General features: G+C 44.1%; 10 protein-coding genes, 2 tRNA genes and 2 rRNA genes. 3 read left to right on the top strand and 11 right to left on the bottom strand.

All coding sequences use genetic code 11. The features are described from left to right. The first annotated feature begins 77 nt into the window (after positions 1–77). Positions 78–974 carry an HTH-type transcriptional activator IlvY gene (gene ilvY / locus ABE954_RS20740; protein WP_042845904.1) on the top strand — a complete coding sequence of 299 codons (897 nt, stop codon included), beginning with the start codon at positions 78–80 and terminating at the stop codon, positions 972–974. On the opposite strand, the gene ilvA is transcribed toward ilvY, so the two are convergent. From ilvA to ABE954_RS20770, 6 genes are all read right to left on the bottom strand, one after another. After that, positions 966–2540, bottom strand: coding sequence for a threonine ammonia-lyase, biosynthetic (ilvA, locus tag ABE954_RS20745; RefSeq protein WP_042845906.1), 1575 nt, complete (start codon positions 2538–2540; stop codon positions 966–968). The two genes, ilvY and ilvA, sit on opposite strands and share 9 nt — an antisense overlap. Before the next feature lie 2 nt (positions 2541–2542). Next, positions 2543–4393, bottom strand: coding sequence for a dihydroxy-acid dehydratase (gene ilvD / locus ABE954_RS20750; protein ID WP_042845907.1), 1851 nt, complete (start codon positions 4391–4393; stop codon positions 2543–2545). A gap of 67 nt (positions 4394–4460) precedes the next feature. Continuing rightward, positions 4461–5387 carry a branched-chain amino acid transaminase gene (locus ABE954_RS20755; protein WP_042845908.1) on the bottom strand — a complete coding sequence of 309 codons (927 nt, stop codon included), beginning with the start codon at positions 5385–5387 and terminating at the stop codon, positions 4461–4463. A gap of 11 nt (positions 5388–5398) precedes the next feature. After that, on the bottom strand, positions 5399–5668 hold the full coding sequence (ilvM, locus tag ABE954_RS20760) for an acetolactate synthase 2 small subunit (protein WP_042845909.1): 270 nt from the start codon (positions 5666–5668) through the stop codon (positions 5399–5401). Further along, positions 5665–7311: an acetolactate synthase 2 catalytic subunit gene (ilvG, locus tag ABE954_RS20765; protein ID WP_048605782.1), complete on the bottom strand. Its 1647-nt coding sequence runs from the start codon at positions 7309–7311 to the stop codon at positions 5665–5667. The genes ilvM and ilvG overlap by 4 nt, the downstream gene beginning before the upstream one ends. 134 nt (positions 7312–7445) lie before the next feature. Next, positions 7446–7547: an IlvGEDA operon leader peptide gene (locus tag ABE954_RS20770; protein WP_071548712.1), complete on the bottom strand. Its 102-nt coding sequence runs from the start codon at positions 7545–7547 to the stop codon at positions 7446–7448. A 485-nt stretch (positions 7548–8032) separates the two neighbouring features. Here ABE954_RS20770 and ABE954_RS20775 point away from each other — a divergent pair, with 485 nt between their 5' ends. After that, a complete protein-coding gene (locus ABE954_RS20775) occupies positions 8033–9559 on the top strand; it encodes a YifB family Mg chelatase-like AAA ATPase (RefSeq protein WP_129466660.1) in 1527 nt (508 codons plus the stop codon). Positions 9560–9636: 77 nt separating this feature from the next. On the opposite strand, the gene ABE954_RS20780 is transcribed toward ABE954_RS20775, so the two are convergent. Continuing rightward, positions 9637–9975: a DUF413 domain-containing protein gene (locus tag ABE954_RS20780; protein WP_042845913.1), complete on the bottom strand. Its 339-nt coding sequence runs from the start codon at positions 9973–9975 to the stop codon at positions 9637–9639. Between the two features lie 112 nt (positions 9976–10087). Between ABE954_RS20780 and hdfR the strand changes: the two genes are divergently transcribed. Continuing rightward, positions 10088–10945: an HTH-type transcriptional regulator HdfR gene (gene hdfR / locus ABE954_RS20785; protein WP_042845915.1), complete on the top strand. Its 858-nt coding sequence runs from the start codon at positions 10088–10090 to the stop codon at positions 10943–10945. 662 nt (positions 10946–11607) lie between these two features. Here hdfR and ABE954_RS20790 read toward each other — a convergent pair. From ABE954_RS20790 to ABE954_RS20805, 4 genes are all read right to left on the bottom strand, one after another. Beyond that, positions 11608–11683 (bottom strand) — tRNA-Trp (locus ABE954_RS20790). Between the two features lie 8 nt (positions 11684–11691). Beyond that, positions 11692–11768: transfer RNA gene (locus ABE954_RS20795), tRNA-Asp, on the bottom strand. 62 nt (positions 11769–11830) lie between these two features. Next, positions 11831–11946 (bottom strand): 5S ribosomal RNA (gene rrf, locus ABE954_RS20800). A gap of 146 nt (positions 11947–12092) precedes the next feature. Further along, positions 12093–15000 (bottom strand): 23S ribosomal RNA (locus tag ABE954_RS20805). Positions 15001–15103 lie beyond the last annotated feature (103 nt).

The raw sequence follows: 15103 nt of genomic DNA on the forward strand, positions 1-15103 counted from the left end.
GCATTGCTTAAATTGATATATTAACAATACAATGTTGCGATATTTGCAACACCATTAATTACTTCATCGAGGGCAAAATGGATATCCGTGATTTAAAGCTATTTTTACATTTGGCGGAAAGCTTACATTTCGGGCGCACCTCTAAAGCGATGCATGTCAGCCCATCAACTCTCTCTAGGCAAATACAGCGCCTAGAAGAGCAGCTTGGCCATCCATTGTTTGTAAGGGATAACCGTTCCGTAAAGCTAACTCAGGCTGGTGAGCACCTGAAACAGTTTGCTCAACAAACATTATTGCAATACCAACAACTTCGACATGCCCTTAACCAACAAAGCCCCTCGCTGAGTGGAGAACTACGTCTATTTTGTTCTGTTACCGCGGCTTATAGCCACTTACCTCAAGTGCTCGATAAATTCCGAGCATTGCACCCTCTAGTGGAAATAAAACTCACAACAGGTGATGCCGCTGATGCAGTCGAAAAGGTCGAAACAAATGAAGCCGACCTTGGTATTGCAGGGAAACCAGAGCGCTTACCTGACAACGTCCGATTCACTAAAATTGGTGAAATCCCACTGGTATTGATTGCGCCATCACTGCCATGTGCCGTACGAACGATGGTAACCGAAGCCGAACCTGATTGGTCAACAGTACCGTTTATCTTGCCCGAGCATGGGCCATCTCGTAAACGTATTGAACTCTGGTTTCGTCGCCACAACATAAACAACCCAGTTATTTATGCAACTGTCTCTGGCCATGAAGCAATAGTGTCAATGGTGGCTCTCGGTTGTGGTATCGCCCTAATCCCCAGTGTGGTTGTCGACAACAGCCCTGAACCAGTCCGTAGCCGTATTTCACAGCTCGATAATATCTCGATGGTCGAACCATTCGAGCTCGGCGTCTGTTTATTAAGCAAACGCCTTAGCGAGCCATTGATTAAAGCCTTTTGGGAACTGCTCCCAGACCAATCAATCTAAAACTTTTTGGTTATCTTGTGGCGCTAGGAAAAAGCGGAAAGACGGATTTCCAGTTTCATCATGATATTCATAACCTAGCGCATCAAGGTGCCGGTCAAAGCGCACTTCCGGCCCAGAAAGTTCGAATGCGGCAAGTACACGCCCGTAGTCCGTACCATGGCTACGATAATGAAATAGCGTTATGTTCCAATATGTTCCGAGTGTTTCTAAGAACTTCAATAATGCCCCCGGAGACTCAGGGAACTCAAAACTGTATAAGCGTTCATCTAGTGGCTTAGAAGGACGACCACCAATCATGTAGCGTACGTGTAGTTTTGCCATTTCATCATCAGATAAGTCATCGACTTCATAACCATTATTTCTGAGTTCTTGGATAATCTCACCACGTTCCCCTTCACGACCGCTTAAACGCACCCCAACGAAGATACAAGCACGTTCTGGGTCAGCATCCGTATAGCGATAATTAAACTCAGTAATTGACCGATGGCCGAGTAACTGACAAAAACGTAAAAAACTGCCTTTTTGCTCAGGGATAGTCACCGCTAACAAGGCTTCGCGTTGCTCACCAATTTCGCAGCGTTCAGAAACATAACGAAGGCCATGGAAATTCATATTCGCGCCAGAAAGAATATGCGCTAATCGCTCACCTTTGATATTGTGCTGCTGAACATACTTTTTCAACCCAGCTAAAGCCAATGCGCCTGAAGGCTCTGCGATTGCGCGGACATCTTCGAAAATATCTTTAAGGGCTGCGCAAATAGAATCACTATCAACAGTTATGACGTCATCAACATATTGTTGGCACAGCCTAAAAGTTTCATCACCAATACGCTTTACTGCAACTCCCTCAGCGAATAACCCAACGCGAGGTAAATCAACAGGATGACCAGCTTCCAATGCCGCTTTTAAGCAAGCAGCATCTTCCGATTCAACACCAATAATTTTAATTTCTGGCATCAACTGTTTGATTAAAACAGCAACACCAGCAATCAAACCACCACCACCGACAGGAATAAAAATACGGTCTAAGTGCGCGTCTTGTTGTAATAATTCCAGAGCAATGGTCGCTTGGCCTGCAATCACAGAAGGGTGGTCAAAAGGCGGGACGAAGGTATAACCCTCTTCTTGCGCCATCGCAATAGCTTTAGCTTTGGCTTCATCAAAATTAGCACCGTGCAAAATAGCCTCACCGCCAAAACTGCGCACTGCATCAACTTTGATATCTGCCGTTGCCACAGGCATAACAATTTTTGCTTTTACACCAACACGGTTTGCTGATAATGCAACACCTTGGGCGTGGTTTCCTGCTGAAGCAGTCACTACCCCTTTAGCTTTTTGTTCTTCTGTTAGGCTAGCGATCATGGCATACGCACCACGTAGCTTAAAGCTATGCACGGGTTGTCTATCTTCACGTTTCACTAAAATTGTATTACCTAAACGCGAAGATATTTTATCCATTTGCTGAAGAGGCGTAACTTGCGCAGCTTCATAAACCGGCGCACTTAGCGCCGCTTTTAAGTAATCCGCTCCAGTTGGAGTTGCGGGTAAGGGTTTTGCTGCAGCCACAATTAGCCTCCCAACTTCGACTTATCACGCACCGCACCTTTATCAGCACTGGTAGCGAGGGAAGCATAAGCACGTAACGCAAAAGAAACTTCACGCTGACGACCACGTGGAGTAAAGGCCTTATCACCACGAGCTAATTCAGCCTCACGACGTTGGTTCAATTCACTTTCGTTAACATCAAGCACCATTGTCCGGTTTGGAATATCAATATCAATAATATCGCCATCATGAACTAATGCTAATAGCCCGCCGCTTGCCGCTTCTGGTGAAATATGACCGATAGAGAGACCGGAGCTCCCCCCCGAAAAACGGCCATCCGTGATTAATGCACAGCTTTTGCCTAATCCCATTGATTTTAAGTAAGAGGTTGGATAAAGCATTTCTTGCATACCCGGACCACCTTTAGGCCCTTCATAACGAATAACAACCACATCCCCTTCAACGACTTTACCACCCAGAATGGCTTCTACTGCGTCATCTTGGCTTTCAAATACTTTGGCTGGGCCACGGAATGTTAAGCTGCCTTCATCAACCCCTGCTGTTTTCACAATACAACCATCTTCGGCAATATTGCCGGACAAGACGGCTAAGCCACCATCTAAGCTATAGGCGTGTTCAATGCTACGGATACACCCATTTTCACGATCAGTATCCAATGACGGCCAGCGGCAGTTCTGTGAAAACGCTTTTGTCGTGCGGATACCGGCAGGGCCCGCGGAAAACATCGACTTCACACCTTCGTCTTTGGTTAACATCACATCATACTGCGCCAATGTCTCTTGGAAGGTTAACCCTAAAATATTCGTTACATTTTCTTGCAGCAAGCCTGCGCGGCTTAATTCACCTAAAATACCGATAACACCACCAGCACGGTGAACATCTTCCATATGATATTTTTGCGTACTTGGTGCAACCTTACACAAATGAGGAACTTGACGTGATAATCGGTCTATATCGTCCATGGTAAAGTCAATATCGGCTTCCTGTGCTGCTGCTAACAAATGAAGTACCGTATTCGTTGACCCTCCCATAGCAATATCAAGAGTCATCGCGTTTTCAAATGCAGATTTATTAGCGATATTGCGTGGTAACGCACTTTCATCGTCTTGTTCGTAGTAACGTTTAGTTAATTCGACAATACGCTTACCCGCATTAATAAAGAGTGTTTCGCGGTCTGCATGTGTCGCTAATAATGAACCATTACCCGGCTGAGAAAGCCCCAGCGCTTCCGTTAAACAGTTCATTGAGTTTGCTGTAAACATTCCTGAACATGAACCACAGGTTGGGCAAGCAGAGCGTTCGATTTGTTCACTATCTGCATCGCTAACATTTGGGTTAGCACCTTGGATCATTGCATCGACTAGATCGAGCTTGATAATTTGGTCTGAAAGCTTGGTTTTTCCAGCTTCCATCGGCCCACCTGAAACGAAAATAACAGGAATATTTAGACGTAATGCCGCCATCAACATACCCGGAGTAATTTTGTCGCAGTTTGAAATACACACCATCGCGTCCGCACAGTGTGCATTCACCATATATTCAACTGAATCAGCAATTAATTCACGGGAAGGTAAGGAATACAACATTCCGCCATGCCCCATGGCAATCCCATCATCAACGGCAATCGTATTAAACTCTTTCGCAACGCCACCCGCATTTTCGATTTGCTCTGCAACTAGTTTGCCTAAGTCACGTAAATGCACATGGCCAGGAACAAACTGTGTGAATGAGTTAACAACTGCAATAATGGGTTTTCCAAAATCAGCATCGGTCATACCTGTCGCGCGCCATAATGCACGAGCGCCAGCCATATTACGACCATGAGTTGTTGTTGCTGAACGGTACTTAGGCATATCTTTAACTCCCGTGTTTAAAACAGGCGGGGAACGTCCGCCTGTAACATCTATTTCAATTTAGTTATTAAGGGTTTACTTGATCTAACCAGCCCCATTTGTCTTCAGTTGCTCCAGTGAACAGGCCAAAGAATGCTTGCTGAATTTTTTTCGTCACAGGGCCACAGCGGCCAATTCCTACTTGAATGCCATCAACACTACGAACAGGGGTGATTTCTGCTGCGGTTCCTGTCATAAAGACTTCATCTGCTAAATACAGTGATTCGCGAGACAGTGTCTGTTCACGTACTTCAATGCCCATATCTTTTGCTAGTGTTAGGATTGCATCACGCGTAATCCCCGGTAAAGCTGAAGAGGTAAATGGTGGGGTGTACAAGATACCGTCTTTCACTTCAAAAATATTTTCACCCGCACCTTCTGACAGATAGCCATGAACATCTAGTGCGATACCTTCTTGATAGCCATGGCGACGTGCTTCGCTGCCAACCAACAAAGATGATAAATAGTTACCACCCGCTTTTGCACCTGTAGGAATAGTATTTGGTGCGACACGATTCCAAGAAGACACCATTGCATCAATACCTTGATCAAGTGCTTCTTCACCTAAATAGGCACCCCATGGGAAAGCAGCTAAAATAACATCGGTGTTGTAGCCTTCTGGTGGGTTTACACCCATGCCGACATCACCAATAAATACTAATGGACGAATATACGCACTGACTAAGTTATTTTTACGCAGCGTCTCACGACATGCTTCCATTAATTCTTCAACGCTATAGCTGACAGGCATACGGTAAATTTTTGCTGAATCATGCAAACGTTGCATGTGTTCACGATGGCGAAAGACCACAGGACCTTTATGTGAATCATAGCAACGGACGCCTTCAAACACAGATGTACCATAGTGCAGAGCATGAGACATTACATGAACCTTTGCATCAGCCCATGGCGTCATTTCACCGTTAAACCAAATAAAGTCAGCTTTCTTAGTCATTTGTATATTCCTTACATTGCACTTTGTGTGCTTAATAGTCGTGATTCTTGTTGTAGTACTTCAACTTCCGTAATATCTGAGAGCTTAGTTAACTGAGCACAAAGTTGCGTTAACGGCCTCGGACTACTTACGGTCAGTTTAATGTTAACATTATCGCCATCTATTGACTGGCCCATATTCATGGCACTAATACGAAATCCGCGATGGCGGGTGACCCTTAATATACGCTCTAAAACCTCAGGACGGAAACGGGCCGATATTGAGAGTTGATGTTGTATCATAATGGTTTCTCCATCATTTTTTCATTACTAGCCCCAGGTGGAACCAATGGCCAGACATTTTCTAATTCATTAATGGACACTTGTAATAAATAAGCGCCCTCACTATTTAACAGCTCATCAAGGGCAGCATTCACTTCAGATTTGTCAGTAATACGTCGGCCTTTAATGCCAAATGCGCTAGCTAATGCGATAAAATCTGGGTTATCTGTCAAAATAGTTTCACTATAACGCTGCTCAAAAAACAGTTCTTGCCATTGGCGAACCATGCCTAAGCGTTGGTTATCAATTAACAGAATTTTTACGGGAAGCTGTTTACGTTTAATGGTTCCAAGTTCTTGGACATTCATCATAAAAGAACCATCACCAGATACACAGACAACAACATCTTCAGGTCTTGCAACTTGGGCTCCAATTGCCGCTGGGATACCAAACCCCATCGTGCCTAAGCCACTTGATGTTAAAAAATTCTCTGGGCCATCGACGGTGATATGTTGTGCAGACCACATTTGGTGTTGTCCGACATCCGTCGTAATCACCGTATTTGGCTTCATTTTATCTGATAGTTGTTTCAATAAGAGTGGCGCATAGATGAGCTCTCCAGGGTGATCATAACGCCAACCAAATTCTTTCTTCAGTTGCTGAACTTCCTGCTGCCAAGGAGCGATTGATTTTTTAAGTGCCAGTTCAGGTAATAAAGCCTTCGCATCACCATGTAATGCAACGTGAGTTTGCCTTAGCTTATCCAGCTCAACGTGGTCGATGTCAAGGTGAATGACTTTAGCATTCGGAGCAAAAGTATTTAATTTACCTGTGACTCGGTCATCAAAGCGAGCACCAACAGCTATCAGTAAATCACAGCGTTGTACGGAAATATTTGCTGCTTTAGTGCCATGCATACCCAACATCCCCAAATAATTTTCATCAGATGGGTGTGCAGCACCTAAGCCCTTCAATGTTGCAACAGAGGGAATACCTGTAAATTCAATAAATTTTCGTAATTCACTAACAGCTCCAGACATCCCAACACCGCCACCAATGTACAACATCGGTTTTTCGGATTGTTGTAATAATGCTCTTGCTTGCTGGATTTCAGATAATGGAGAGGTCGTCTCTTGTTCAACAGGCATTAGGAATGGAGATAGTTCAGCATGTTGTAGTTGAATATCTTTCGGAATATCAATCAGTACAGGTCCAGGACGTCCACTATTTGCGATTGCGAAAGCTTCAGCAAGGATGCGAGGTAAATCTTCTATCGCTTCAACTAAAAAGCTATGTTTAGTACAGGCCAAAGATAACCCTAAGACATCAATTTCCTGAAAAGCATCTGTTCCGATAAACTCAGAGGCAACTTGACCAGTGATAGCAACAACCGGAACCGAGTCTAACAAAGCATCCGCCAATCCTGTAATAACATTTGTTGCCCCAGGCCCTGATGTCGCGATACACACACCAGTTTTACCTGTTGAGCGCGCATAACCTATTGCTGCTATCACTGCGCCTTGTTCATGCCTACACAGCAGATGTTCCACACCACCGTCATATAACGCATCATAAACTGGCATAATTGCACCACCAGGATAGCCAAATACCGTATCAACACCTTGTGCTCGCAATGCTTGAACTAACCATTGTGCTCCGTTCATGCTTTATCTCCTGTCCGTCCACTTTTTATCTATTTGTATTTATTATGTTTTATCTATTTTATTTGCTTTAACAAACTTTAGTGTCAAAAAAAACCCCGCGCCTTTCGGTGCGGGGTTCTCGTGAGATCTGGCTGTTATTTTAGCCTTCGTCGTCCAAGTGCAGCCCCGCACGGTGGGATAATAATCACCACCACACGAATAATAATTAGGCTAACTGCTTGGATAAATGCGTTCATGAGTTTTAATTTTTCAACATTCTTAATTATCTTTATTAAAGAGGTATCATTTTAAAATCACTTTGACAACTTTTATTTAATTTATTTATTTTCAAAATATTTAACTACTTTAAAATCATAATGTTAAATAAAAATAAGAATAAAAAACCATTAAAAAGGTAATTTCACAGTAATTTTAAATGTAATTGATAGCACAATCAGCTACATCATCCAGACTCCACAAATAAAAGCAGGTAAAAATACACCTACCCATTGATTAGTTTTATTGATGCCTATCCAAGGTATCTCCATTCTTAATTCTTTATTAAATAACGGCAACCTTTGTTATACCAACATTTCGAGCCGTTTTCTAAAAAACTGAAACAGCTATGAAACTAAGTAATTAAATTATCGAACCGCTTCGCAAATACAACAAAACAGCTCTACAAATCAATTTATTCTCAACAGAATATTACTCTGTTAACTCAAATAATATTGGAGGGCTTATGACATTGGCGATTGTTTATACTAGAGCATCGATTGGCATGGAAGCTCCACTTGTCACTGTTGAAGCTCATATTAGTAATGGGCTTCCTGGCCTAACACTTGTTGGTCTCCCTGAAACCGCCGTCAAAGAAGCTAGGGATCGGGTAAGAAGTGCTTTACTAAATAGTGGGTTTGAATATCCCGCTAAAAAAATGACCGTAAATTTAGCGCCTGCAGATTTACCAAAAGAAAGTGGGCGCTACGACCTTGCAATTGCAATTGCTATTCTTGCATCATCTGGACAAATTCCTAATGAAACATTAAATCAACATGAGTTTTTAGGTGAACTGGCATTATCTGGTCTGATACGTTACGTCAACAGTGCCATTCCTGCAGCACAATCAGCATTAGAACAACGTCGAGTATTAATACTTTCAATTGAAAATCAGCACCAATTAAGCTTACTCGCTGACAATAGCGTCCATTTTGCAACATCTTTGTTAGAACTTTGCCACTTCTTACATGGTAAACAGGTCTTAGCCAGTAACCAACAAATCCACGAAGCCCCCTCATCGGCTCGATATGAAGGTGATATCAATGATATTATTGGGCAAGAACAAGGAAAACGTGCATTAGAAATTTGCGCCACAGGTGGTCATAATTTACTTCTACTAGGCCCCCCTGGTACAGGAAAAACAATGCTAGCCAGCAGGTTAATGACTTTATTGCCTCCATTAACGCCTCAGGAGGCACTAGAGGTCGCTTCATTATATAGCCTGACTGAAACCACTCGTGATAAAGTGAATTGGCCTATAAGGCCTTTCAGAACGCCTCATCACAGCACATCAATAGCTGCATTAATCGGCGGGGGTTCTCTTCCAAAACCTGGCGAAATCTCTCTTGCTCATAATGGCATTTTATTTTTAGATGAATTACCTGAATTCAGTCGTTCTGTCCTTGATTCATTAAGAGAACCTCTTGAGTCAAAAAGAGTGAGTATTTCTCGTGCAAAAGCAAAAGTTTGCTACCCTGCAAACTTTCAACTCATTGCTGCACTTAATCCAAGTCCAACAGGTCACTACCAAGGTGAAATGAGCCGCTCATCTCCCGCCCGCATATTGCGCTATCTTTCGCATATATCAGGCCCTTTTCTAGATAGATTTGATATTTCGATTGAAATACCATTATTACCTATCGGCTCATTAAGCAATCAAAATTATCAAGGTGAAACTAGTGAACAAGTCAGGCAAAGAGTGATCACGGCTAGAAATAGGCAACTTGAGCGTGCAGGAAAAATAAATAATTTACTCACGTCGAGAGAAACCACACAATTTTGCCCGCTAAAGGCTAAAGATGCGTTATTCTTAGAGCATGCGTTAAATAAGTTAGGGCTTTCTATTCGGGCTTGGCACAGGGTATTAAGGGTTTCTAGGACCATTGCCGATCTTAATGCATCTGAGCATATAGAACGGGCACATTTATTAGAAGCCCTTGGGTACAGGACAATGGATAAGTTATTGCTTCATTTGCAAAAACAAGTAAGCTGAGCGGGGTAGAGAAGAGAATATTAATTATCGGATAAAAATAAAGGGACCGAAGTCCCTCTTAACATACGATGACAATATTAATCATCTGTATCGGTGTAGTCTTCCGATGGGTCTATCTGAGGTTTGCCGCCTGATAAAGTATGGAAACGTTTTGGACGGTTAATACGACTAGAATATTTTGCCCAAACTTTTTCTTCAGGGGTAGCTGGTTCACGCTCGCCGCGACATACAGCAACGAAAAGTTTTTCTTCTTCTGTCTGTGCCGCACGTTTACCAGTATCTAGCTCATTAAAAGCTTGGCCTAGGCGTTCTAGTAACTGGGCTTCCTTGATGGTGAAATCACCATGACGAGAAAAGCCACGTGGGTAATTTTTGTTATCAAAAAAACGATTAGTCGTGATGAAGCTATCTGCCATCTGACACACTCCTAACTTATTACAGTCAAACTCTATATGGCGCGGAGTATTAGACAGCATAAGCAATCTGTAAAACAAAACATTTAAATCATCACGACAAAAAAAATTGGAGATGAGTGTGGACAGCGAGTTATTGAGAACTTTTTTAGAAGTTAGTAAAACTAGGCACTTCGGTAGAGCCGCAGAATCACTCTATTTGACACAATCAGCAGTCAGCTTTCGTATTCGACAATTAGAAACTCAACTCGGAACAAGTCTCTTTACCCGCCATAGAAATAATATCCGCTTAACCGCAGCAGGTGAAAGACTCGTTCCATATGCTGAATCATTGATGAATACATGGTTACAAGCCAAAAAAGAAATATCCCATGCATCACAACATACAGAGCTTTCAATTGGTGCAACAGCATCTCTTTGGGAAGGCTATTTAGTAGACTGGATAGAAGCTCTTTATAGTCAACACGATGAGTTACGGCTTGAAGCAAGGGTTTCTACACGTCAATCATTAGTCAAACAGCTTCATTCAAGAGAATTAGATTTATTAATTGCAACTGAACCGCCCAAAATGGATGAGTTCGAAAGTACCATTATTGGTACTATTGACTTACAACTGATGGCTTCACAAAAAAATGTTGCATTAACAAAATATAATTATATCAAGCTTGAGTGGGGGGCCGATTTTCAGCCTAAAAGTGAATCCATATTAACGCAAGATGATACGCCAGTAATGATAACCACCTCTGCTCATATTACCCGTCAATTACTTCCTGTATCGCTTTCAGCTGCATTTTTACCTGCACATTGGGTATATCAATACCCAGGCTTAAAAACTCTCTCAGAAACTTCAATAAGTAAACCTCTCTATGCTGTCTGGTTACAAAAAAATGATCAGCAAGCGCTTATTAATCAGTTGATTAAAACACCAATAAAAAACGCTCTATTGACCGAAGAAAACCCAAAAGACGAGTAAGCTTTACTCGTCTCTATACTATTGCTGAGCTGCCCGTATTTACTAATAACGCCTAGCGGGTATCAACTAAAGGGTTAATATGAATAAACGTTGCTTTAATCACTTCTAGTGAATAATACAAATTTATGTCAAAGCTCATTAATGAAAGTTAAGAATAATAGTGCTTGGTCATTAATGGCAGAAGCCAAAAGCAATGTAACCGTCCATTAGCATATGGTTTATAACGTTTTTTAGTCTATTGATTACTAGTTATCTTAAAACAACAAAAAAACTCATGCATCCCTCTACTTTAGCTAACTTATCCTTCTTATAACTATGATTTTATTCAACTGAAACTTTAACCTTTATCTGTGAGCACAGTATAAAAATTTCAGAGTAAATAATTAGTTAAGCCACTAATAGATTAGCTAACTAAAACAGCAAAAGAGCACAATTATTAAACAATGATATAGGTAAGTAGATAATTTTTGCGTTTAAAAATTAAATAATAAAAATTAAATAAATAGTCAGAAGTATTGAGCTATTCATGGATTAGTAAGGGGATTATTAATATAAATGGAAAGGAGTTATTACGTGGCAACCGGATGGTATATAAAGAAAAACCCGATTAAGGTAATCGGGTTATCAATAGATACTTCTTTTATTATTACTTAATTGGTAACTGGCAGGGGCGGAGAGGCTCGAACTCCCAACACCCGGTTTTGGAGACCGGTGCTCTACCAATTGAACTACGCCCCTAAATTAAGTGGCGGAACGGACGGGACTCGAACCCGCGACCCCCTGCGTGACAGGCAGGTATTCTAACCAACTGAACTACCGCTCCACTTATTCTTTTCGCCTTTCGGCAATTTACTGCTTCTTATAAGCAATAAATTTTTAATTAATGTCTGGCAGTTCCCTACTCTCACATGGGGAGACCCCACACTACCATCGGCGCTACGGCGTTTCACTGCTGAGTTCGGCATGGGGTCAGGTGGGACCACCGCGCTATTGCCGCCAGACAAATTCGGTTTGTTCCCGTTTAGCACATTTCGTCACTAAACCAGAACTGCAATCTTGAACAAGCTGCTGTGTCCCTCGCCTCTCGGCTTCTCACGCTCATTGAATCAACCTCATCTCTCAATCTCTAAAACACCTTCGGTGTTGTCAGGTTAAGCCTCACGGTTCATTAGTATTGGTTAGCTCAACATATCGCTATGCTTACACACCCAACCTATCAACGTCTTAGTCTTAAACGTTCCTTTAGGACCCTTAAAGGGTCAGGGAAGACTCATCTCAAGGCAAGTTTCCCGCTTAGATGCTTTCAGCGGTTATCTCTTCCGCACTTAGCTACCGGGCAATGCCATTGGCATGACAACCCGAACACCAGTGGTGCGTCCACTCCGGTCCTCTCGTACTAGGAGCAGCCCCTTTCAATCTTCCAACGCCCACGGCAGATAGGGACCGAACTGTCTCACGACGTTCTAAACCCAGCTCGCGTACCACTTTAAACGGCGAACAGCCGTACCCTTGGGACCTACTTCAGCCCCAGGATGTGATGAGCCGACATCGAGGTGCCAAACACCGCCGTCGATATGAACTCTTGGGCGGTATCAGCCTGTTATCCCCGGAGTACCTTTTATCCGTTGAGCGATGGCCCTTCCATTCAGAACCACCGGATCACTAAGACCTACTTTCGTACCTGCTCGAGCCGTCACTCTCGCAGTCAAGCTGGCTTATGCCTTTGCACTAACCGCATGATGTCCGACCATGCTTAGCCAACCTTCGTGCTCCTCCGTTACTCTTTGGGAGGAGACCGCCCCAGTCAAACTACCCACCAGACACTGTCCGCACCCCGGATAACGGGGCAACGTTAGAACATCAAACATTAAAGGGTGGTATTTCAAGGTTGGCTCCATGCAGACTGGCGTCCACACTTCAAAGCCTCCCACCTATCCTACACATCAAGGCTCAATGTTCAGTGTCAAGCTATAGTAAAGGTTCACGGGGTCTTTCCGTCTTGCCGCGGGTACACTGCATCTTCACAGCGAGTTCAATTTCACTGAGTCTCGGGTGGAGACAGCCTGGCCATCATTACGCCATTCGTGCAGGTCGGAACTTACCCGACAAGGAATTCGCTACCTTAGGACCGTTATAGTTACGGCCGCCGTTTACTGGGGCTTCGATCAAGAGCTTCTCCTTACGGATAACCCCATCAATTAACCTTCCAGCACCGGGCAGGCGTCACACCGTATACGTCCACTTTCGTGTTTGCACAGTGCTGTGTTTTTAATAAACAGTTGCAGCCAGCTGGTATCTGCGACTGGCTTCAGCTCCATGGGTAAACCACTTCACCTAGCGCCAGCGTGCCTTCTCCCGAAGTTACGGCACCATTTTGCCTAGTTCCTTCACCCGAGTTCTCTCAAGCGCCTGAGTATTCTCTACCTGACCACCTGTGTCGGTTTGGGGTACGATTAATGATAATCTAGAGCTTAGAGGCTTTTCCTGGAAGCGGGGCATGAGCTACTTCGCCACCGTAGTGACTCGTCATCAGACCTCAGCATGTAGTGAACCGGATTTGCCTAATTCACCTGCCTACATCCTTAAACCGGGACAACCGTCGCCCGGCCAGCCTAGCCTTCTCCGTCCCCCCATCGCAATTATCACCAGTACGGGAATATTAACCCGTTTCCCATCGACTACGCATTTCTGCCTCGCCTTAGGGGTCGACTCACCCTGCCCCGATTAACGTTGGACAGGAACCCTTGGTCTTCCGGCGTGCGGGTTTTTCACCCGCATTATCGTTACTTATGTCAGCATTCGCACTTCTGATACCTCCAGCATGCCTCACAGCACACCTTCACAGGCTTACAGAACGCTCCCCTACCCAACAATATTTACATATCGCTGCCGCAGCTTCGGTGCATAGTTTAGCCCCGTTACATCTTCCGCGCAGGCCGACTCGACCAGTGAGCTATTACGCTTTCTTTAAATGATGGCTGCTTCTAAGCCAACATCCTGGCTGTCTGAGCCTTCCCACTTCGTTTCCCACTTAACTATGACTTTGGGACCTTAGCTGGCGGTCTGGGTTGTTTCCCTCTTCACGACGAACGTTAGCACCCGCCGTGTGTCTCCCGTGATAACATTCTTCGGTATTCGTAGTTTGCATCGAGTTGGTAAGTCGGGATGACCCCCTAGTCGAAACAGTGCTCTACCCCCGAAGATGAGTTCACGAGGCGCTACCTAAATAGCTTTCGGGGAGAACCAGCTATCTCCCGGTTTGATTGGCCTTTCACCCCCAGCCACAAGTCATCCGCTAATTTTTCAACATTAGTCGGTTCGGTCCTCCAGTTAGTGTTACCCAACCTTCAACCTGCCCATGGCTAGATCACCGGGTTTCGGGTCTATACCCTGCAACTCATTCGCCCAGTTAAGACTCGGTTTCCCTACGGCTCCCCTATACGGTTAACCTTGCTACAGAATATAAGTCGCTGACCCATTATACAAAAGGTACGCAGTCACCCTGATAAATCAAGGCTCCCACTGCTTGTACGTACACGGTTTCAGGTTCTATTTCACTCCCCTCGCCGGGGTTCTTTTCGCCTTTCCCTCACGGTACTGGTTCACTATCGGTCAATCAGGAGTATTTAGCCTTGGAGGATGGTCCCCCCATATTCAGACAGGATAACACGTGTCCCGCCCTACTCGTCGAGTTCACAACACTAGCATCTTCAGATACGGGGCTATCACCCTTTACTGCCGGACTTTCCAGACCGTTCTCCTGATACTAATGCTGATTAAGACTCTGGGCTGCTCCCCGTTCGCTCGCCGCTACTAGGGGAATCTCGGTTGATTTCTTTTCCTCGGGGTACTGAGATGTTTCAGTTCCCCCGGTTCGCTTCGTTTGACTATGTATTCATCAAACGATAGTGCAACGAATTGCACTGGGTTTCCCCATTCGGAAATCGTCGGGTATAACGGTTCATATCACCTTACCGACGCTTATCGCAGATTAGCACGTCCTTCATCGCCTCTGATTGCCTAGGCATCCACCGTGTACGCTTAGTCGCTTAACCTCACAACCCGAAGGTGTCTTCTTATCAGACGACACTTAACGTCATGGCTGTGCGTGGTGAACTTCTTCGTTGGGTAGTGCTCGCAATGCTCACGTACTATTGT

Origin of the sequence: Providencia sp. TYF-12, from assembly GCF_041344805.1 — a bacterium.
Classification (GTDB): domain Bacteria; phylum Pseudomonadota; class Gammaproteobacteria; order Enterobacterales; family Enterobacteriaceae; genus Providencia; species Providencia huashanensis.